Here is a 19,922-nt window from a genome sequence, read left to right on the forward strand (position 1 = left end):
ACCATCATCGGTGATCGTCCCGCGCGCGGCGCCAGTGGGTCAGCTCGCCCGTGAGGTTCTTTTCCGCGGTGGTCGCCCAGCGTGTCCGCGCGGCTTCGCTGCGGTAGAGCGGCCGGGACAGCAGCCGTTCGAGGACGGCTATGCGCCCTTCGCGCCAGACGTCGTCGGGGTACTTCGCGTACTCCTCACGCACTCCGCGGGCGTACGCCGCGTACTGCTTTTCGGGTGCTCCGAGGACGGCGAGGTCGGCGTCGAGGAGCGCGGTGGCCAGGAGGTCGTCCGCTGGGGCGTCGTGCTTGATCGTGGCCAGGACCAGCCCTTCGACACGCTCGATGTGAGCTTCGCCGACCTTCGCCTCCTGCAGAGCTTCGCGGGCCCACTCCGCGCTGACGCGTTCGTCTTCGCCGGGCTTCGCGTCGTACACGACGTCGTGTGTCCAGGCCGCGACGGCGACCTCCGCGCGCTCGGTGGCGCCGAGGCCGCCGGCCAGCCAGGCGGAGTCGCGGACGACGGCGGCCGCATGGTCCAGCGTGTGGTAGCGCCGGTGCGGCTCGCCGTACCGGGCTTCGAGCCGTGGCCAGGCACCGGACGCGCCGCCGAGCGCCGTGATCGCTTCCTCCCACCGCATGGCTAGTCGAAGATCCCGCGCGGGCGTGCCACCTGGTCGAGCCAGTCGTCGAGCTGCTTCTCCCAGTTCACGTCCGGCTGCACGCTGAACATCCCGAGGAAGTCCTGCCCGCGGCCGCCGAACCCGCCGGTCTTGCTCACGCGGACCCGTTTGGTGACCTCCAGCACGACGTCGGTGCGCTCGGCCGAGGCCAGGAAGGTGACGGCGACCTGGGAGAAGATGCTCGCGAAGCGCGGTGAAGGCGCGAAGCGGATCTCCTGGAAGAAGGGCAGCTGCTGGCGGGCACCGTCGACCCGGCCCTGCTCGAGGACCGCCTCGCGGAAGGTGAAGCCGATCCGGCTCAGCGCGTCGAGGACCCGCTTCTGCGCCGGGAGCGGCTCGATCGCGACGGCGTCGGCGTCGAACGGGTCCGACACCGCCGCGGCCAGGTCGAGCTCGGCCCGGACGCCGATCGCCATGCCGGCCAGCGGCTTGGCGTAGACGCTGGTCACGGGCGTCTCCCAGGGCAGGGCGAGCTCGAACGGCACCCGCACCTGCCGGCCGGCGTGGATGATCTCCCCGCCGACCAGCTGCTGGGTGCCGAACGGCAGGTCTTCGGTGGTGCCGCCGGGCACCCGGACGCGGGCCAGCAGCGTCACCGCGAGGCCCTTGATCTCCTGGTCGACCTCGCCGCCGAGCAGCAGCACCTCGCCGTGCAGCGGGCGGCTGGGAGCGGCGGTCTGGTCCAGCAGACGGGCGTCGATCCGCGCCCCGCCCGAGCCGAACGTCGCGAGCACCTTCTGGAACATGTCGTGGATCCTGCCAGGCCGGGGGGCCGATCGCGGGAGGTTCGGCGGGACTGGGGCACAATGGCCGGGTGAGCACCGAGACGCTGACGAAGCCGGAAACCACGCCCGAGGGCACCGAAACCACCGACGACGACTCGCCGAAGATGTTCCACTACGTGAAGAAGAACAAGATCGCCGAAAGCGCGGTCATGGGCACTCACGTGGTGGCGCTGTGCGGCGAGGTCTTCCCGGTGACGAAGTCGCCGAAGCCCGGGTCGCCGGTTTGCCCGGCCTGCAAGGAGATCTACCAAAGTCTCCGTCCGGGGAAGTGATCCCGGCCTGAACACCCGGCGGGTGCCCCGCCGGGTGTTCGTGCTGTCCGGAATCGGACAGATCGCCGAACGAACGTGAAAAACCTTCATTCGGCGGGTGTGCGACGCCCCGGAGTGCTGGTAAATCCTGCTCGCCAGGTTTCCCACTCCGACCGGAGGCGTCATGCGCAGAACCGGGATCGTGCTCGCCGTCGTCGCCCTGCTCACCGCGTTCGCGCCCGCACTGGCCCAGGCGGCCACGGGCTGGACGGAGGTCGGTTCCGACAACGCCCGGGCCCTCGACGAGAGTCAGGGGCTCGCCACGATCGTGCGGCCGTCGGGGACCACGATCCGCTACACCGGGGTCGGCACGATCCCGGCGGACCTCAACTCGCGGGGCTGGAACCACGTCGGCGACCCGGGTTCGGCCCAGGGCTGGTACGTCGAGCCCTACCAGCGTGACGACCGCGGCGCGAAGCTCTTCCGCGTCCAGGCCCCGGACGGCTCGTGGGCGAACTACCAGCACGCGCTGGAGTCGTGGGAAGCGAACAACAACTCCTTCGCCGCGGTGTCGCCCGACGCGCGCTGGCTGGTGGCGGGCGAGTGGGGCACCATGGACCGGCTCCTGGTGCACCCGATGCCCGGCGTCGTGGTGACGAACCCGGCGCAGAACCTGTCGTACGCCGCGGCGATCCGGCTCGACCACCCGGTCCGCGACGTCCAGGGCTGCGACTTCCAGACCGCGACCCGCCTGCTCTGCGCGTCCGACGACCCGGACGGCAGCCTCTTCGGCACGACGAAGCCGCTGCTCCAGGTCGACCTGGCCGGCCCGCTGGCCGGCTCGGACGTCACCGGCCACGTCACTTCGCTCGGTCAGCTCCCGCTCCGCAGCGGCTGCAGCGGCAACTTCGAGGTCGAAGGCATCGACTTCGACGAGCGGGACGCCACGCTCCGCGTGATCGTGATGTCCCCCGGCATCTGCATCCTCTTCGACAGCAAGACCTACCGCTTCCGCCAGTAACGGCGAACTCGCGTACCCAGACGGCGAACATGCGTGCCTGAACGGACGACACGCCGGACCCGACTCGGATCCGGTGTGTCGTCCATCTGCGTACGCGTGTCGTCCGCCCAGATGCGCGTGTCGTCCGTTCAGGCGGTCGGGGCGGGGTCCAGGGACTCCGATTCCGGGGCCTGGGCCGGGGTTCGGCGGGCTTCGCGCCGGGCGTGGCGGCGTTCCTTGCGGGTCTCGACCATCGTGTAGAGGGTCGGGACGAGCACCAGGGTCAGCAGCGTCGAGCTGACCAAGCCGCCGATCACCACGATGGCGAGCGGCTGCCCGATGAACCCGCCCTGGCCGGTGATGCCCAGTGCCATCGGGACCAGCGCGAAGATCGTCGCCGCCGCGGTCATCAGGATCGGCCGCAGCCGGCGCCGGCCGCCCTCGGTGACGGCGTCGGCGACGCTCATCCCCTCGGCGCGGTACTGGTTGATCAGGTCGATCAGCACGATCGCGTTGGTCACGACGATGCCGACCAGCATCAGCATGCCGATCAGCGACGGCAGGCCGAGCGCGGTGCCGGTGGCCAGCAGCAGCCCGATCGCGCCGGTGGCCGCGAACGGGATCGACACCAGCAGGATCAGCGGCTGGATCAGGCTCCGGAACGTCGCGACCATGATCAGGAACACGATCGCGATGGCCGCCAGCAGCGCCAGGAACAGGTTCGAGAACGCCTCCTGCTGGTCCTGGCTCACGCCGCCGAGCGAGTACGCCGCGCCGCCGGTGAACGTCAGGCCGTCCAGTTTGGACTTGATGTCCGCGGTGGTCTGGCTCAGGTCGGCACCGGTGTTCTTCGCGGTCACCGTCGTGCTCAGGTCGCCGCCGGTGCGGCGCACCGAAGCCGGCCCGTCCACAGTGGACACCTTGGCCACCTCGTCGAGCCGGACGACGCCGCCCGGGCCCGGGATCGGCAGGCCCTTCACCTGGTCGACCGTGACCGGAGCCGTTCCGGCGCGCAGGACGATGTCCGTGCGCTGCCCGTCCACCGGCAGCTGCGTCACCGTGCGCCCGGCGATCGCCTGGTTGGCGATCTGCCCGATGGTGCTCGCCGACAGCCCGCGCGCGGCGGCCGCGGCGGCGTCCACCTCGACCTGCACCCGCGGCGAGCCGACGGCCAGGTCGCTGGTCACCTCGGTCAGCCCGGCCACCCCGCGCAGCGCCTGCTGCACCTGGTCGGACGCCGGCTTCAGCGCGGCCTCCGACGGCGCGGTCACCGTCACCGAGATCTGGTCGGAGTTGAACCCGGACGCGTCCGCGCCGATCTTGATCTCGCCCAGCTCGGGCCGCGACGCCAGCTTCGCGCGCAGACGGTCCGACAGCGCGTCGAGGTCGGTGTCCTTGGCGACGGTGACCGAGATGCTCGTCGAGGTGCCCCCGCCGAAGCCGAACGCGCCGCCCCCGCCGATGCTGACCTGGTACGTCTGCACCGCGGGCTCGGCGGCCAGTGCCTGCTCGACCGCCGTGGCCGCCTTCTCCTTCGCCTCGACGCCGGTGCCGGCGGGCAGCTTCTGCGTCATGTTCAGCGTCGTCCCGCCGGACTGGTCGAGGAAGTTCGTGTCGAGCCGCGTCGCGAGCCCGACCGTGCCCGCGAAGATCAGCAGGGCCAGCAGGACGACGGTCAGCCGCCGCTTGGTCGCGAACCGGATCACCGGCAGGTAGGCGCGCTGCAGGAGGCCGCGGCGTTCCTTCTCGACGGCCGCTTCGCGCGCCCGCTCGGCCTCGACGGCGTCCGCCGGGACCGCGGGCCGCTTCAGGAACCAGTACGCCAGCACGGGAACCACGGTCAGCGACACGAGCAGCGAAGCCAGCAGCGCCACCGTCACGGTGATCGCGAAGGGCGAGAACAGCTCGCCGACGAACCCGCCGACGAACGCGATCGGCAGGAACACCGCGACGGTCGTCAGCGTGGACGAAGTGACCGCGCCGGCCACCTCGCGGACGCCGTCGAGCACCGCCCGGTCCTTTTCCTCGCCGTAGGCCAGATGTCGTTTGATGTTCTCCAGCACGACGATCGAGTCGTCGACCACCCGGCCGATCGCGATCGTCAGCGCGCCCAGGGTGAGCAGGTTGAGCGACAGGTCGCCGGTCCACAGCGCCAGCAGCGCGACGACGACCGACAGCGGGATCGACACCGCAGTCACCAGCGTCGAGCGCACCGACAGCAGGAACAGCAGGATGACGAGGACGGCGAACGCCAGTCCCAGCAGGCCTTCGGTGGTCAGGCCGCTGATCGCGTCCTTCACCGGGGTGCCCTGGTCGAACACGACGCTCATCTCGGCGCCGGTCTTCTTCGCCAGGTCCGGCAGCTTGTCCCGGACCGCGTCGGAGATCGCGACGGCGTTCCCGTTGTCCACCATGGTGACCGAGAGGCCGAGGCTGGGCTTTCCGTTGGTGCGCGTGATCGACGTCGGCGGCGCGAACCCGGCCTGGACGTCGGCGACGTCACCCAGCTTCACCGGACCACCCGCCGGGGCGCCCGTCCGGGCGGAACCCGGGGTCAGGTACAGGTTGCGGAGCGTGTCCACAGTGGTCGGCCCGCCGCCGACCTGCACCGACAGCGTCTTGCCGTTCTCGGTCAGCGTCCCGGCCGGCACCGCGGCCCCCGCCGTCTGCAGTGTGGTCGCGATCGACGCCGGGTCGACGCCCGCGGCGGCGAGCTTCGCGTAGTCGAGCGTGATCGTGACGCGCGGCTGGCGCACGCCGGTGACGGTCGCCGTGCGGACGCCGTCGATCTTCCGCAGCTCCGGCGCGACCTGGTCGGTCAGCGCGGGCGCGAGCGCCTGCGGGTCACCGGTGGTGCCCGCGGCGACCAGCACCACCGGCAGGTCGTCGGTGCTGCCCGCGGACACGGCGGGCTCGGTGTTCTGCGGCAGCCGTGGCCGGACCTGGTTCACCACCTGCTGGATCTGCGAGACGGCGGCGTCGATGTCCGTGCCGAACTCGAACCGGGCGACGACCCGCGAAACGCCGTCCGAAGACGTCGAGGTGACCTGCTCCAGGCCCTTGAGCCCCTGGAGGCCGCCCTCGAGCGGCTCGGAGACCTGCCGGTCGACCGCGTCCGGCGACGCCCCCGCGTACGCCGTGACGATCTGGGCCTGCGGGAACTGCAGGGACGGGAACAGCTGCTGCTTGAGCTGCGGCAGCGCGAAGGCGCCGAAGCCGACGACCACCAGCGCGAGCAGGCCGATCAGGCTTCGGTTGCGCAGGCTCAATCTGGCCAGCACGGACATGACGTGGAACCCCCTCGGAAACGACGCGGGCGACCGGTGCCGCGCGTCAACGACCGGGAGAGCCTTTCATGGCGTTGCTGAGGAGCGACTCAGCCTGAGGGTGGATTCCGGGTCCTCCCTTCGGCGGACCCGTGCCCCTGGGCTGCGCTGGGTGCCGGTTCCGGCGCGCTCGGTGACGAAGTGTCCTCTTCGGACGGCTCGGCACCGTTGTCGGCGACGTCTTCGGCGGGTGGGCGCCGCAGCGGCGTGGTCGTGCGGTCCCACCGCTTGCGGCCCTCCTCCGAGCGCAGCCGCTCCGAGGCGCGTTCCATCTCCAGCCGCCGCCACTTGCGCCGTTGCCGCCGGGTCGCCTTCGCCGGCCACAGTTCCTGGATCGCGCTGTTGAAGTACGCGCCGCCGACCACGGCCAGCCCGATGAAGAACATCAGCAGCAGGAACGCGATCGGCGCGGCGAGCGCGCCATAGGTGTAGCCGGTCTTGGTGATCCAGTTCAGGTAGACGCGCAGGCCGACCGAGGACAGCAGGAACACGACCATGGCGAGCACCGCGCCCGGCAGCCCGCGGTGCCACGGCAGCTTCCGCGGCAGCGCGAGCTTGTACAACGTGGTCAGCGCGAGGGTGATCATCGCACCGAGCGCGGGGAAGTACAGCGCGCTCACCCACGACGTCACGGTCGGGCGCCAGGCCGCCGGGAAGAACTCCGGCAGCAGGTCGGGGCCGATCGCCAGCAGCGGCAGCCCGACCACGAGGATGACCAGGCCGCACAGGTACAGCAGGAGCGCGAAGATCCGCTGCCAGACGTCGTTGCGGACGCCGTACTGGTCGTGCGCGACGGTGATCGCGTCCACGAACGACGACATCGCCGACGAACCCGCCCACAGCGAGATGAGGAAGCCGACCGAGACGATCTCGCCCTTGCCGACGGTGAGGATGCTGTTCACGGTCGGCTCGATGATGTCGTGGACGGCGTTGCTGCTGAAGACCGTCTTGCAGAAGCCGATGATCCGGTCGTGCACGGCCGCCACGACGTCCTGGCCGAACCACTCGCCGACGAAGCCCAGGCTGCCGAGCAGCCCCAGCAGCAACGGCGGCAGCGACAGCGTCTGCCAGAAGGCCGCTTCGGCGGCTTCGGAGAAGATGTTGCCGCCCCAGGCCTTGCCGAGCGTGCGCGTGAGGAGACGCCACGGCCCCTTGCGGGCCACCTTCGTCGCTCCGGACGGCTGCACCTCACCCATGACGTGTCCAGCATGGTCCATCGGTGCTGATTTGGCTCGTCACGCCCCGTGCGGCCGGGCGTGTCGGGGAACCTCACCCGTGCCGGTGCCGGGAACTGTCGGACCCGGCCGGTAGACTCGCTCCGGTGCCCTCACCGCAGCCGCCAGCCGGGTCGTCATGGCCGAAGCCGGTGCCACAGTGAGGGTTTTCGCACGTCACAGCACTTGAAGCACCTGAGTGAGGGGGAGGACCGGCGATGACGGAGACGCAGCTCGGGGCGCCTCCCGCGGAGAAGGACTCGACCGCGCGCCCGCTGCGGGCGTGGCAGCGGCGGGCACTCACCAAGTACCTGACCCAGAAGCCGAAGGACTTCCTCGCGGTGGCGACGCCGGGCGCCGGCAAGACGGTGTTCGGCCTGAGGATCGCCGCGGAGCTGCTCAGCGACCGCACGATCGAGGCGGTCACCATCGTCACCCCGACCGAGCACCTCAAGCACCAGTGGGCCGCTTCGGCGGCCGCGGCCGGCATCCAGATCGACTCGAACTTCCGCAACACCACCGGCGTCACCTCGTCGGACTACAACGGCGTCGCGGTGACGTACGCCCAGGTGGCGGCGCACCCGACGCTGCACCGGGTGCGCACCGAGAACCGCAAGACGCTCGTGATCCTCGACGAGATCCACCACGGCGGCGACGCGAAGTCCTGGGGCGACGCGATCCGCGAGGCCTTCACCCCGGCCGTGCGGCGCCTGTCGCTGACCGGGACGCCGTTCCGGTCCGACGACTCGGCCATCCCGTTCGTCACCTACGAGCCGGACGCGGGCGGCTTCCAGCGCAGCAAGGCCGACCACTCCTACGGCTACGCGGACGCGCTGGCCGACGGCGTGGTCCGGCCGGTCGTCTTCCTGGCGTATTCGGGCGAGGCCTCCTGGCGCACCAGCGCGGGCGAGGAGTTCACCGCGCGGCTCGGCGAGCCGCTGACCGCGGAGCAGAACGCGCGGGCGTGGCGCACGGCGCTCGACCCGGCGGGCGAGTGGATCCCGGCGGTGCTGCAGGCCGCCGACACCCGGTTGTCGCAGGTCCGCCAGAGCGTGCCGGACGCGGGCGGTCTGGTGATCGCCACCGACCAGGACACCGCGCGGGCCTACGCGAAGATCCTCGAGCGCATCTCGGGGGAGATGCCGACGCTGGTGCTCTCGGACGACCCGAAGGCCTCGGGCCGGATCAAGGAGTTCTCCGAGACCAACGAACGCTGGATCGTCGCGGTCCGGATGGTTTCCGAAGGCGTCGACGTCCCGCGGCTGGCCGTCGGGGTGTACGCGACGAGCGCGTCGACCCCGCTGTTCTTCGCCCAGGCGATCGGCCGGTACGTGCGGGCGCGGAAGAAGGGCGAGACGGCGAGCGTCTTCCTGCCGTCGGTGCCCGTGCTGCTGGAGCTGGCCAGCGAGCTGGAGGCGCAGCGCGACCACGTGCTCGGCAAGCCGCACCGGGAGAAGGAAGGCTGGGAGGACGAGCTCCTCGCTCAGGCCAACCGCACCGAGGACGAGCCGGGCGAGGAGGAGAAGGCGTTCACGTCCCTGGGGGCCTCGGCCGAGCTCGACCAGGTGATCTACGACGGCAACTCGTTCGGCACGGCGGTGTTCTCCGGCTCCGACGAGGAGCAGGAGTACCTGGGCCTGCCCGGCCTGCTGGAGCCCGACCAGGTCCGCGCCCTGCTGCGCAAGCGGCAGGAGGAACAGATCGCGGACGGCAAGCGCCGCAAGCCCGCGAAGGAGGAGCCGGCGCAGGCCCCGCCGGCCCGCTCCCAGTCGGTGAGCGAGCGGCTCGGCGCGTTGCGCAAAGAACTGAACGCGCTGGTGGGCATGTACCACCACCGCACGAAGAAGCCCCACGGCGCGATCCACAACGAGCTGCGCCGGGTGTGCGGTGGCCCGGTGACCGCCATGGCGACCGTCGAACAGCTCGAGGAGCGGATCGTCACGCTGCGTTCCTGGTGACCGCCTCCGGACACGCGGGCAGCGGCCGGGTGACCCGCGACGAGCCGTCGCCGTGTCGCCCGACGGGCTGAAGTTCGGCCGTCACCGTCCGTTTCCGACCTTCTTGTGACGCTGAGTGTTTTCTTGTCACGTCCGGCGGTCCGGCTGCCCGCGCTCGGGAGCGGCGCGGGAGCGGCCACCCGAAAAGATCGCAAGTCAGCGACCAGACGCGGCCGCATGAGGTGGCTTCACCACCCGCTCCGGCAAGGTCGCGCTCGGTGCACGCGGTATTCGGCGGCCGGAGTACCTTCAGGGCGGCAAAAACCGCAGTTGTGACACAGGGTAAGTGCTGGCGATCACATCGTCAGCGGATCTACTCTTTCCGGGCGAGGTTCAGCCCGTGTTGCCGAACCGTGTCCAATTGGTGTCATTTAATCGATCCAGCTATCTTCCCCGCAGCCGCTCAGCGGCATATGTTGTCGCCCACAACATATGCGCGACGGTGCGCCGGGCCTCCCCGGATCGCCGTCTCGCCGGCCCGAAGCACACGCCGACGGCCGCTCGTCACCAATGCTTGGATCCGGAAGGAACGAGGATGCGCAGCAGAACCCTTACCCTCCTCGCCGCGACGGTGAGCGCCGGCCTGGCGCTGACCGCCTGTGGTACCAACAGTTCGAACAGCGGGGGCACGGGGAGCAACTCCGCTTCCTCGTCCGCCCCGGCCGCCGGTGGCGGCGCCAGCGGCAAGGTCGGCGTCATCCTGCCGGAGACCGCCAGCTCGGCCCGCTGGGAAGCTTTCGACAAGCCGATGCTGCAGGCCGCCCTCGCGGCGCAGGGCTTCGACGCCGACGTCCAGAACGCCCAGGGCGACAGCCAGAAGTTCACCACCCTGGCCGACGGCTTCATCAGCTCCGGCGTCAAGGCCCTGATCATCGCCCCGTCCGACCCGGCCGTCGGTGCCGCGGTCGAGGCCAAGGCGAAGGCCGCGGGCATCCCGGTCATCGACTACGACCGCCCGAGCCTCGGCGGCAGCGCCGAGTACTACGTCTCGTTCGACAACGAGAAGGTCGGCCAGCTGCAGGGCCAGGCGATGGCCGACGCGCTCAAGGACAAGGCGGGTGCGGGTGTCGTCCAGATCGAGGGCGCCCCGACCGACAACAACGCCACCCTGTTCACCAGGGGCCAGGACTCCGTTCTCGAGCCGCTGTTCACCTCCGGCAAGCTGAAGCGGATCCAGAAGCAGCCGATCAACGACTGGGACAACCAGCTCGGCGGCACGACGTTCGAGCAGATCTTCACCGCCAACGGCGGCAAGGTCGACGGCGTCGTCGCGGCGAACGACGGCCTGGCCGGCGCGGTCATCACCATCCTCAAGAAGAACGGCCTCAACGGCAAGATCCCGGTCACGGGCCAGGACGCCACCGCCGACGGCCTGATGGCGGTCATGCGCGGCGAGCAGTACATGACCGTCTTCAAGCCGATCAAGGAAGAGGCCGAGGCGACCGCGAAGCTGGCCGCCGCGCTGGCCAAGGGCGACAAGGCCGCGGCCGACGCCATCGCGACCGGCAAGCTGCACGACCCGAAGAACAACCGCGACATCAAGTCGGTGCTGCTCACGCCGACGACGATCCTGGCGAAGGACGTCAAGACCGTCGTGACCCAGGGCTACGTGAAGACGACCGAGATCTGCGGTGGCGACCTCGCCGCCAAGTGCAGCTCGCTCGGCATCTCCTGAGCCCCGGTACCGATCCGGCCAAAAGTAGGCCGCCCCCCGAGCGGGACGTAACCGTTGCTACGGGTCGATTCGGCCGTGGCTGTGGTCGGATCGGTACCGAACGGCGCAGTACCCCATGAACAGCCGGGCCGGGACGCGCACCCCGACGGCGCGTCCCGGCCCGGTCCCCACCCAGGAGAAAGCCCATCCATGAGTGAGCCCATTCTCGAGATCAAGGGCCTGAACAAGAGTTTCGGCCCGGTCCACGTCCTTCACGACGTGGACTTCGACGTGCGTGCGGGCGAAGTGACCGCATTGGTCGGCGACAACGGCGCCGGTAAGTCGACGCTCGTCAAGTGCATCGCCGGCATCCACCCGTACGACTCGGGGGCCGTGCGGTTCAACGGCGAGGACGCCCACATCCGCGGCCCGAAGGACGCGGCCGAGCTCGGCATCGAGGTCGTCTACCAGGACCTCGCGCTCGCCGACAACCTCGACATCGTCCAGAACATGTTCCTCGGCCGCGAGCGCGGCAGTTCGTGGAAGCTCGACGAAGCCAGCATGGAGAAGGCCGCTCGCGAGACGCTGGCCTCCCTGTCGGTCCGGACCGTCAAGTCGGTCCGCACGCCGGTCTCCTCGCTGTCCGGTGGCCAGCGCCAGACCGTCGCCATCGCGAAGTCGGTGCTGTGGAACAGCAAGGTCGTCGTGCTCGACGAGCCGACCGCCGCCCTCGGCGTCGCGCAGACCCGGCAGGTGCTCGACCTGGTCCGCCGGCTGGCCGAGCAGGGGCTCGGGGTCGTGCTGATCAGCCACAACATGGCCGACGTGTTCGAGGTCGCCGACCGCATCGCCGTGCTCTACCTCGGCCGGCTCGTCGCCGAGGTACACACGAAGGACGTCACCCACGGCCAGGTCGTGGAACTGATCACCGCCGGTCGCTCCGGTGACCTCGGCCTGGCCCGGCCCGAAGCCGTGGTCCTGTGAGCGGGAAGAAAGAACCGGAAATGACTGAAACCCCTGCCAAGCCCGAGGTCGGCACCCCCGCCGAAGCGCTCGCGCAGATCCAGAACCCCTCCGCGGCCATCACCGACTTCGGCATCGACACGACATCGATGTCAACCGGCGAGGCGGTCCGCGACTACTTCGCCCGCCTGCGGGCCGGTGAACTCGGCGCGCTGCCGTCGCTGTTCGGCCTGCTCGTGCTGGTCATCCTGTTCAGCGCGTTGTCGGACAACTTCTTCACGCTGGCCAACATCGCCAACGTGTTCCCGCAGGGCGCCGGCGTCATCATCATCGCGATGGGCATCGTGTTCGTGCTGCTGCTCGGCGAGATCGACCTCGCCGCCGGCGTGGCCTCCGGTGTCGCCGCGTCCGTGATGGCCCTGCACTACGTGCACGCCGGGAACCTGCTGGGCACCTTGGGCACCGGCGTGTTCATCACGTTCATCGGCGTCCTCGCCGTGGCCATGCTGCTGTCGGCCTACCAGCGGATCTGGGCCGGTGCCGGGCTTTCGCTGCTCGGCCTGCTGATCGTCGCGATCGGCGTCCCGGCCAACCCCTGGCTCGAGATGCTGCTGGCCATCTGCGTCGGCACCGCGATCGGCTGCATCACCGGCTTCCTCGTGTCGAAGATCGGCATGCCGTCCTTCGTCGTGACGCTGGCGCTGTTCATCGTGTGGCAGGGCGTCCTGCTGCAGTTCATCGGTGAAGGCGGCACGATCGGCATCAGCAACTCGGACGTCCTGTACAAGATCGCCAACGGCAACCTGAACATCCTGGGCAGCTGGATCTTCTTCCTCGTCGCCGCCGGCGGGTTCGCCGTGATCACGCTGATCAGCCACTTCAAGCGGCTCCAGCGCGGCCTGGTCGTCCAGCCGACGACACTGGTGATGGTCAAGGTCGGCGCGCTCGTCGTGCTGTCGGCGGTGGGCACCTGGCTGCTGACGATCAACCGTTCGCCGAACAAGGCGGTCGTCACGATCGAGGGCGTCCCGTACGTCATCCCGGTCATGCTGGTGCTGCTGGTGGCCGGGACCTACGTGCTCAACCGGACCAAGTACGGCCGGTACGTCTACGCGGTCGGCGGCAACAAGGAAGCCGCCCGCCGCGCCGGTATCGACGTGCCGAAGATCCGGGCGAGCGTGTTCGTCATCGGCTCGGCGGTCGCGGCCATCGGCGGCATCGTCGCCGCGTCGAAGGTCGGTTCGGTCAGCCCGCAGTCCGGTGGCCTGAACACGCTGCTGTTCGCGGTGGGCTCGGCCGTCATCGGCGGCACGTCGCTGTTCGGCGGCAAGGGCCGCGTGTCCGACGCCGTGGTCGGCGGGCTCGTGATCGCCGTCGTGATCAACGGCCTGGGCCTGCTCAAGCAGCCGGCCGCGGTGGTCAACATCATCACCGGTCTGGTCCTGCTGCTCGCCGCCACGGTCGACGCGCTGTCCCGGCGCCGCGCGGCTGCGTCGGCGCGCTGAACCAGCATGGGATGATCAAGCCCGTGTCCAGTTCACCCGTCGCCCGTCCGGACGAGGTGCGCCGGCACAACCGCACGACCCTGCTCCGCCTGCTGCACGTCGGCGGGCCGAGCACCCGGGCGACCCTGGCCGCCGAGCTGGGGCTCAACCGGAGCACGATCAAGACCCTCGTCGACGGGCTCGCCGAAGCCGGCGTCGTCGAGGAAAAGGTGCCGAGGCCGGGACGAGGGGCGGGCCGCCCCTCGCTCCTGGTCCTGCCCCAGCCCCACGCGGCGGTCGTGCTCGCGGTCGACCTGCAGGTCGAGCACGTCGCGATCGCCCTGGTCGGGCTGGGCGGGCAGATCCTGGGCCGCAACAGCTGGAACCTGCGCGGCCGGATGGGTCAGCCCGAAGAGGTCATCACCCACGTCATCGAGTCGACGGCCATCCTGGCCGGTGACCTGGACGTGAGCCCGGTGGCGGCCGGGGTGTCGGTGCCCGGCGTCGTCCGGCGGGCGGACGGGTACGTGCACGAGGCCCCGAACCTGCGCTGGACCGACGTCGCGCTCGGCGAACGGCTCGGCGGGGTGCTGCAGATCCCGATCCTCGTCGGCAACGACGCCGAGTTCGGCGCGGTCGCCGAGCACCTGCGCGGGGCGGCCCGCGGGGCGTCCGACGTGGTGTACATCTCGGCGGACGTCGGGGTCGGCGGCGGCGTCATCGCCGAAGGCTCGGCGTTGCGCGGCGGCTCGGGGTACGTCGGCGAGATCGGGCACATGGTGATCCGGCCGGACGGACGGCCCTGCTACTGCGGCAGCAGCGGCTGCTGGGAGACCGAGGTCGGCGAAGCGGCGCTGTGCCGGGCGCTCGGGCTGGCCGAGGACACCCCGCGCGGGGCGATCCTGTTCGAGCTGCGCGAGCTGGGCCGGCACCCGGAGGCGGCGCTGACGCGGCTCGAGGAGTTCGCCGAGTGGCTGACGCTGGGGCTGATCAACGTCGTCAACCTGCTGGGGCCGCAGCTGGTGGTCCTCGGCGACCTGCTGACGGTGCTGCCGGAGGCGGTGCTGCAGCGCGTCGGCACGGAGGTGCGCCGGCGCAGCCTGGTGAGCCGGGCCGTCGGCGGCACGCGCATCGTCAGCTCGGCACTGGGGGGCGACGGGAAGCTGCTCGGCGCCGCCGAGGTGGCGTTCGAAGTCGTGCTGGATTCTGTCTGATTTCCTGTCCGATTCCGTGTCCGGAACCGGGACGTTTCGCGACCGGACCGTGATTTCGGCCACGCATTCTGCAAGATGCAGAAAGGCGGCCGGCGCCTGTGCGCACCGGCCGCCTTTCGTTCGTCTGTGTTACCGCTGGATGTCGGCGGACACTTCCTTGAGCTTGGCCTCGTGCTCGCGGGCGTGGTGCCCGCAGAAGAGCAGTTCGCCACCAGTGCTGAGGATGGCTCGTACCTGAGCTGCTGCTCCGCACCGGTCACAGCGGTCGGCGGCGGTCAGTTCGGGGCGGGTGAGCGTCGGCGTTGTCATGGGGGTCTCCCTCCGTCCCGGCACCGGTTGCCCGGTGCCATCGATCCAGCTACGCCCACTTCGGACTGCTGCCGGTGACGGCGATCGCCTCCGGCTCCGCGGTGTTCGTGCTTCCACTGTTCCAGACGTTTCGCGGCTCGCAAGTGTTCCCGCGCCGGTGGGACCTGAGTCACGTCGATTTACCCCGGATGCCGTAACCGTGTCCCGCAATGCAGGAGACGAATACCCGGAGAGTTACGTTTTCGGTGCTCAGGCACCATGGGCTCGTGAGTACGGTGACATCCCCGCGAGGGCTTTCCGCGGTCCCCGCTCCGCTCTTGTTCGTTCTCAGCGGAATTTCCATGTACGCCGGAGCGGCGGTGGCGGTCGAGCTTTTCGGCCACGCGACCCCGGCCGGGGTCGCGTGGCTCCGCTGCCTCGGCGCGGCGGTGGTCCTGCTGGCCTGGCGCCGCCCCGGCCGCGCCGCCTGGCGGGGCAGGCGGCTGCTGCTGGCGATCGTCTTCGGCGTCGTGACGGCGGGCATGAACGTGCTCTTCTACGAGGCGATCGCCCGGCTGCCGCTGGGCACGGCGGTGGCGGTGGAGTTCGCCGGCCCGGTGGTGGTGGCGGCGCTCGGGTCCCGGACGGCGCGGGACGTGCTCGCGCTGGTCCTCGTGGCCGCGGGGGTGGTGGCGATCGCGGACGTCCGCCTCGCCGGGAGTTTCTGGGGAGTGGTGTTCGCTCTGGGCGCAGCGGCGGCCTGGGCGGGCTACATCCTGCTGGGCAAGCGCGTGGCAACCGACGGCGACGGCATCGACAGCCTGGCGATCGGCTTCGCCGCGGGGACGCTCCTGCTGTCCCCGCTCGCGTTGGGTACCGGCGAAGTGTGGTCTTCGCCACGCTTCCTGCTGCTGGGCATCGGGGTCGGAGTGCTGTCGACGGTCGTGCCGTACGCGCTTGACCAGGTGGTTTTGCGGCGGGTGGGCCAGGCTCGGTTCGCGACGCTGCTGGCGCTGCTGCCGGTGACCGCGGGCGTGATGGGCTTCGCGCTGCTGGGACAGGTGCCGAGCCTGCCGGAGGCGGTGGGGACGCTGGCCGTGGTCGCGGGAGTGGCGTTGAGGAGCCGGGAGGGGGCCGGGGCTCGGGGGACGGAGCTGCCGGGGTGAGGGTGGGCGATCGAGGGGGCCTGTCCACAGGCTGCCCGTGATGTGGACAACCCGTCCTCGGCGGCCTGTTTCCGGCGGGTTTCGTCGGTCGCCCTCGATACGCTGGAGCGGGGCGGGCCCCAGGGAGGGAGGGCTCTGCGGTGGGGCGGCCGGGCCACTTCGGTTCGGGCCACCTTGAGCCGCGCGGCTTCGGTTCGGGCCACCCCGCGCTGGGCGGACTCGGGCCGGACCGGTTCCCCAGGGCCGGATCGTGATGGCCTCCGCCGCGCCCGCCCGGGATACTTACCCCGGGCGGCAGGGAAGCGGGTGGCCATGACCAAGGCGGCGTCGGCCGCGGCGAAGGACTTCGCCGCCGCCGGAGTGGGTGGGGTGCACCTCGCCTGGGCGGACAACAACGGCATCCCGCGCTCGCGGATCGTGCCCGTGGCCGGGCTGGCCGATGCCGCCTCTCGCGGCGTGGGGGCGACCTCGCTCTTCGCCGTCTTCGACAGCCACGACGCCATCACCTACGCCCACCCCGGCCTCGCGACGCCGTCCGGGGACGTCCGGCTCGTGCCCGTGATCGAGCGGCTGCGGCGGCTGGCCGGGCAGCCCGCCCTCGCCTGGGCGCCCGTGCGGCAGCTCACCCGGGACGGCGATCCCTGGCCCTACTGCCAGCGGGCCGTCCTGGAAGCACAGGTCGCCGAGGGTGCCCGGCGCGGGCTCGAGTTCCGGGCCGGCTACGAGCTGGAGTTCGCCGTCGCGCCCGCGGGCAGCCCCGACGTCCTGGCCTCGCCCGGGCACGCCGGGCCCGCCTACAGCCCGCACGCCCTCGTCGCGCTCGACGGCTTCGTCGGGGCCCTCCTGCACGACTTCGCGGCCAACGGCCTGCGGATCGGCCAGCTGCACGCCGAGTACGGTGTCGCGCAGCTGGAGCTGTCGCTGGCCGCCACCGATCCGGTCTCCGCCGCCGATGACCAGCTGCTCGCCCGCCAGACCATCCACGCCGCCGCGCGCGTGCACGGCCTCGCCGTCAGCTTCGCCCCGCTGATCGGTCTCGGCGCGGCCGGCAACGGCTGGCACCTGCACACCTCGGTCCACCGCAAGGGACGCAACCTGCTCGACGGAGACGGGCGGCCGGCCGGCGAAGGGGCGGGTTACCTCGCCGGGCTGCTGCGCGACCTGCCGGCCCTGACCGCGATCACCGCGCCGAGCGTCCCCTCGACGCTGCGGCTGCGGCCCGGCTACTTCGCGGGTGCGTACGCGTTCTGGGGCGTCGAAAACCGGGAGGCGCCCCTGCGGTACGTCCCCGGCTCGGCGCTGCTGGGCGCCGGCCACGCGAACGTCGAGCTCAAGACGTCCGACGCCTCGGCCAACCCGTACCTCGCGCTGGCCGTCGTGCTCGCCGCCGGGATGGCCGGCATCGAGGACGCGCCCGCGCTGCCCGAGCCGATCGGCGAAGACCCGGGCGGCTGGCCGGACGAGGACCGGGAAGCCCGCGGGGTGCGCCGGCTGCCGGCGGACCCCGCCGAACAGGACGCCGCGCTCGTGGCGTCGCCTCGGATCACCGGCGTGCTCGGCGACGAGCTGCTGGGTGCCTTCCGCGCGGTCCGGGCTTCCGACGCGGCGTGGGCGGCCGAACGCACGGCCGACGAGATCGTCGCCGCCCACCTTTGGCGCTACTGAGGGGACCGATGTCTTCGGGGATCGACGGCGGGCAGCTCGACCTGTCCGGGGTGCGGTGGCTGCCGGGCGGGGCCCGGCTGGCCGCGGTGGCCCAGGCGGAACTGCCCCAGAAGGACGGCTTGGCCGCGGCGTTCTGCGGGCTCGCCGCGTTGCGGGCGGCCGGGCTCGACGTGCCCGACCAGGACGCCGTCGCGGCGGCCGCGGGCACGGTCCGGGGGCCGGTCGTGCGCCCACCGCGGGAGGCGGGCCGCCGCGGCTTCCGGCTGCCGCTGCCGGTCGTCGACGACCCGGCCGCGGCCGGCACCCGGGTTTCCGGGCTGGCGTCGGCCGTCGGGTCGCTGTCGCGGGGCGCTCTCACCGGCGTCCCGGTGACGGGGGAGTGGACCACCGGGTCGCTGTTCGACCTGCTCGTGGGACTGTGGGACGTCCCGCGCGTCGCGGTGCTCGCCCGGATCGACGGCGCCGAGCTCGGCGCCCACGACACCCCGGAACGCGCGTTGCTCGACTACCTCGACACCGGCGTCCCGCCACTGTGGACGTCCCGCTGGCGCCCGCCCGGCGGCCAATTCGTGCTCGTGGCGGGCATCCGCATCGGCGCCGAGGGCACCCTGCTGTCCGTTGTGGACACTTACCCCTCGCTGGGCGAAAACGGCCGCCACGACCAGCCGGTCGAATGGATGACGGCGGCGCTGGCCGGGCTCGGCGTCCTCGTGGTCGTCGACGCCGACCAGGCCGGCGTGGTCCGCGCGGCGGCTCGCACCGCCGGGCTCAGTCCGTCCTTTTGGGACTGACCGGTGATCCGGGGGCGAAGCGGGAGTGGCGGCGGCCGTAGGCGAAGTAGAGCACCAGGCCGATCACCAGCCACGCGGCGAACCGGATCCACGTGAGCACGTTGAGGTTGAGCATCAGGTACAGGCACGCCAGCGCGGCCACGGCCGGGACCGCCGGGGAGAACGGCACCTTGAACGGCCGGTCCAGGTCGGGACGGCGGCGGCGCAGCACCGGGACCGCCACGGCCACGATGATCATCGCCGACAGCGCGCCGATGCTCACCATGTCGGCCAGCTCGGAAATCGGGATGAACGCGGCCAGCACGGCGATCAGCGCCGCGCCGCTGATGGTCATCCGGTGCGGGGTGCCCCAGCGCGGGTGCGCGGTGCCGAGCGCCTTCGGCAGCAGGCCGTCGCGGCCCATCGCGAACCCGATCCGCCCGATCGTGACCAGCTCGACCATCATCACCGACGTCAGCCCGGTCACCGCCCCGAGTGAGATCAGCGCGCCCACCCAGTGCTGGCCGACCCGGTCGAACGCGTCGGCCAGCGGCGCGCCCGTGTCGATGTCGGTGAACGGGATCATGCCGGTCAGCACGATCGAGACGCCGATGTAGAGCAGCGCGCACACACCCAGCGCGCCGAGGATGCCGACCCTGAGGTCCTTGCGCGGGTTCAGCGTCTCCTCGCCAAGGTTCGCGAGCGCTTCGAAGCCGGTGTAGGCGAAGAAGACCACAGCGGCCGCGGTGATCATCCCGGCGATGCCGAAGACCGACTGCTCGAGGCCCAGCGCCGCTTGGACCACCGGTTGCTCCAGCACCGTCGTGCCGGCTTCCGGCGCCTGCGCCGGCGGGATGAACGGCGTCAGGTTGGCGCTGCGGACGAAGAACAGACCGACCGCGAGCACCAGCACGCAGACCGCGACCTTCACGCACACCAGCAGGTTGGTCAGCCAGGCCGACTCCTTGATGCCCAGCACGGCGACGACGGTCAGCACGCCGATGATGAGCACCGCGCCGATGTTGACCTTCGCGTCCTCGCCGAACCACTCCGGCGCCAGCCCGAACAGGTTGGCCAGGTACCCCGACCAGCCGCGCGACACCACGGCGGCACCGAGCGCGAACTCCAGCAGCAGGTCCCAGCCGATGATCCAGGCGAACACCTCGCCGAGGGTCGCGAAGGCGTAGGTGTAAGCGCTTCCCGCCGTCGGGACGCTGGAGGCGAGCTCGGCGTAGCACAGCGCCGCGAGCCCGGCGACGACCGCGCCGAGCACGAACGACAGCGTCACGGCCGGTCCCGCGTGGGTCTTCGCTTCGACGCCCGCCAAGGTGAAGATGCCGGTGCCGATGATGATCCCGACGCCGAACCCGACCAGGTCGCGCCCACGCAGCCGCCGTTTGAGCTCCCCGGAGTCCTGACGGTCCAGGACCTCGTCCACGTTCAGCGTTCGCCGCTCACCCATGAGGAGAAGTTAA

Annotated in this window: 16 protein-coding genes; 10 read left to right on the top strand and 6 right to left on the bottom strand. The window is 71.2% G+C overall.

The window, feature by feature from the left end:
* Positions 1–4 precede the first annotated feature (4 nt).
* The gene (locus AB0M80_RS21910; RefSeq protein WP_364567695.1) at positions 5–628 is read right to left on the bottom strand and encodes a hypothetical protein; all 624 of its coding nucleotides are present in this window, start codon (positions 626–628) and stop codon (positions 5–7) included.
* Between the two features lie 2 nt (positions 629–630).
* Positions 631–1,416, bottom strand: a complete 786-nt coding sequence (locus tag AB0M80_RS21915) for a sporulation protein (protein ID WP_364567697.1) — start codon at positions 1,414–1,416, stop codon at positions 631–633.
* A 68-nt stretch (positions 1,417–1,484) separates the two neighbouring features.
* On the opposite strand from AB0M80_RS21915, the gene AB0M80_RS21920 reads away from it, so the two are divergent.
* Entirely contained in the window at positions 1,485–1,727 is a 243-nt protein-coding gene (locus tag AB0M80_RS21920) for a DUF3039 domain-containing protein (protein WP_364567699.1), read from the top strand.
* Positions 1,728–1,890: 163 nt separating this feature from the next.
* Entirely contained in the window at positions 1,891–2,727 is an 837-nt protein-coding gene (locus AB0M80_RS21925) for a hypothetical protein (RefSeq protein ID WP_364567702.1), read from the top strand.
* Between the two features lie 128 nt (positions 2,728–2,855).
* On the opposite strand, the gene AB0M80_RS21930 is transcribed toward AB0M80_RS21925, so the two are convergent.
* Positions 2,856–5,993, bottom strand: coding sequence for an efflux RND transporter permease subunit (locus AB0M80_RS21930; RefSeq protein ID WP_364567705.1), 3,138 nt, complete (start codon positions 5,991–5,993; stop codon positions 2,856–2,858).
* Positions 5,994–6,082: 89 nt separating this feature from the next.
* A complete protein-coding gene (locus AB0M80_RS21935; protein WP_364567708.1) occupies positions 6,083–7,228 on the bottom strand; it encodes a YihY/virulence factor BrkB family protein in 1,146 nt (381 codons plus the stop codon).
* A gap of 236 nt (positions 7,229–7,464) precedes the next feature.
* On the opposite strand from AB0M80_RS21935, the gene AB0M80_RS21940 reads away from it, so the two are divergent.
* The 5 genes from AB0M80_RS21940 to AB0M80_RS21960 all read left to right on the top strand — a co-directional run bounded on the left by AB0M80_RS21940 (position 7,465) and on the right by AB0M80_RS21960 (position 14,558).
* The gene (locus tag AB0M80_RS21940; protein ID WP_364567711.1) at positions 7,465–9,204 is read left to right on the top strand and encodes a DEAD/DEAH box helicase; all 1,740 of its coding nucleotides are present in this window, start codon (positions 7,465–7,467) and stop codon (positions 9,202–9,204) included.
* A 574-nt stretch (positions 9,205–9,778) separates the two neighbouring features.
* On the top strand, positions 9,779–10,918 hold the full coding sequence (locus AB0M80_RS21945) for a substrate-binding domain-containing protein (RefSeq protein WP_364567714.1): 1,140 nt from the start codon (positions 9,779–9,781) through the stop codon (positions 10,916–10,918).
* Between the two features lie 189 nt (positions 10,919–11,107).
* The gene (locus AB0M80_RS21950; protein ID WP_043783645.1) at positions 11,108–11,881 is read left to right on the top strand and encodes an ATP-binding cassette domain-containing protein; all 774 of its coding nucleotides are present in this window, start codon (positions 11,108–11,110) and stop codon (positions 11,879–11,881) included.
* Positions 11,882–11,901: 20 nt separating this feature from the next.
* A complete protein-coding gene (locus AB0M80_RS21955) occupies positions 11,902–13,365 on the top strand; it encodes an ABC transporter permease (RefSeq protein WP_364567717.1) in 1,464 nt (487 codons plus the stop codon).
* Between the two features lie 11 nt (positions 13,366–13,376).
* Entirely contained in the window at positions 13,377–14,558 is a 1,182-nt protein-coding gene (locus AB0M80_RS21960) for an ROK family transcriptional regulator (RefSeq protein ID WP_364567720.1), read from the top strand.
* 129 nt (positions 14,559–14,687) lie between these two features.
* Here the strand turns inward: AB0M80_RS21960 and AB0M80_RS21965 are convergent, their stop codons facing one another.
* Positions 14,688–14,867: a hypothetical protein gene (locus AB0M80_RS21965; RefSeq protein ID WP_364567723.1), complete on the bottom strand. Its 180-nt coding sequence runs from the start codon at positions 14,865–14,867 to the stop codon at positions 14,688–14,690.
* 341 nt (positions 14,868–15,208) lie between these two features.
* Here AB0M80_RS21965 and AB0M80_RS21970 point away from each other — a divergent pair, with 341 nt between their 5' ends.
* The 3 genes from AB0M80_RS21970 to AB0M80_RS21980 all read left to right on the top strand — a co-directional run bounded on the left by AB0M80_RS21970 (position 15,209) and on the right by AB0M80_RS21980 (position 18,468).
* Positions 15,209–16,012, top strand: coding sequence for an EamA family transporter (locus AB0M80_RS21970; protein ID WP_364567726.1), 804 nt, complete (start codon positions 15,209–15,211; stop codon positions 16,010–16,012).
* A 312-nt stretch (positions 16,013–16,324) separates the two neighbouring features.
* On the top strand, positions 16,325–17,677 hold the full coding sequence (locus AB0M80_RS21975; RefSeq protein ID WP_364568543.1) for a glutamine synthetase family protein: 1,353 nt from the start codon (positions 16,325–16,327) through the stop codon (positions 17,675–17,677).
* Positions 17,678–17,685: 8 nt separating this feature from the next.
* Entirely contained in the window at positions 17,686–18,468 is a 783-nt protein-coding gene (locus AB0M80_RS21980) for a hypothetical protein (RefSeq protein ID WP_364567729.1), read from the top strand.
* Here the strand turns inward: AB0M80_RS21980 and AB0M80_RS21985 are convergent.
* Positions 18,446–19,885 (bottom strand): amino acid permease, encoded by a 1,440-nt coding sequence (locus tag AB0M80_RS21985; protein ID WP_364568546.1) that lies wholly within the window; start codon positions 19,883–19,885, stop codon positions 18,446–18,448. The two genes, AB0M80_RS21980 and AB0M80_RS21985, sit on opposite strands and share 23 nt — an antisense overlap.
* Positions 19,886–19,922: the final 37 nt, after the last annotated feature.

This window comes from Amycolatopsis sp. NPDC051045 (genome assembly GCF_040682955.1).
In the GTDB taxonomy this organism is placed as follows: Bacteria; Actinomycetota; Actinomycetes; order Mycobacteriales; family Pseudonocardiaceae; genus Amycolatopsis.

Excerpts from the sequence above, each read along its gene's own strand:
- AB0M80_RS21925 (WP_364567702.1), top strand. The coding sequence starts at position 1,891 with ATGCGCAGAACCGGGATCGTGCTCGCCGTCGTCGCCCTGCTCACCGCG.
- AB0M80_RS21940 (WP_364567711.1), top strand. The coding sequence starts at position 7,465 with ATGACGGAGACGCAGCTCGGGGCGCCTCCCGCGGAGAAGGACTCGACC.
- AB0M80_RS21970 (WP_364567726.1), top strand. The coding sequence starts at position 15,209 with ATGTACGCCGGAGCGGCGGTGGCGGTCGAGCTTTTCGGCCACGCGACC.
- AB0M80_RS21975 (WP_364568543.1), top strand. The coding sequence starts at position 16,325 with ATGACCAAGGCGGCGTCGGCCGCGGCGAAGGACTTCGCCGCCGCCGGA.
- AB0M80_RS21950 (WP_043783645.1), top strand. The coding sequence starts at position 11,108 with ATGAGTGAGCCCATTCTCGAGATCAAGGGCCTGAACAAGAGTTTCGGC.
- AB0M80_RS21945 (WP_364567714.1), top strand. The coding sequence starts at position 9,779 with ATGCGCAGCAGAACCCTTACCCTCCTCGCCGCGACGGTGAGCGCCGGC.
- AB0M80_RS21915 (WP_364567697.1), bottom strand. The coding sequence starts at position 1,416 with ATGTTCCAGAAGGTGCTCGCGACGTTCGGCTCGGGCGGGGCGCGGATC.
- AB0M80_RS21910 (WP_364567695.1), bottom strand. The coding sequence starts at position 628 with ATGCGGTGGGAGGAAGCGATCACGGCGCTCGGCGGCGCGTCCGGTGCC.
- AB0M80_RS21960 (WP_364567720.1), top strand. The coding sequence starts at position 13,377 with ATGATCAAGCCCGTGTCCAGTTCACCCGTCGCCCGTCCGGACGAGGTG.
- AB0M80_RS21930 (WP_364567705.1), bottom strand. The coding sequence starts at position 5,993 with ATGTCCGTGCTGGCCAGATTGAGCCTGCGCAACCGAAGCCTGATCGGC.
- AB0M80_RS21935 (WP_364567708.1), bottom strand. The coding sequence starts at position 7,228 with ATGGGTGAGGTGCAGCCGTCCGGAGCGACGAAGGTGGCCCGCAAGGGG.
- AB0M80_RS21965 (WP_364567723.1), bottom strand. The coding sequence starts at position 14,867 with ATGACAACGCCGACGCTCACCCGCCCCGAACTGACCGCCGCCGACCGC.
- AB0M80_RS21955 (WP_364567717.1), top strand. The coding sequence starts at position 11,902 with ATGACTGAAACCCCTGCCAAGCCCGAGGTCGGCACCCCCGCCGAAGCG.
- AB0M80_RS21980 (WP_364567729.1), top strand. The coding sequence starts at position 17,686 with ATGTCTTCGGGGATCGACGGCGGGCAGCTCGACCTGTCCGGGGTGCGG.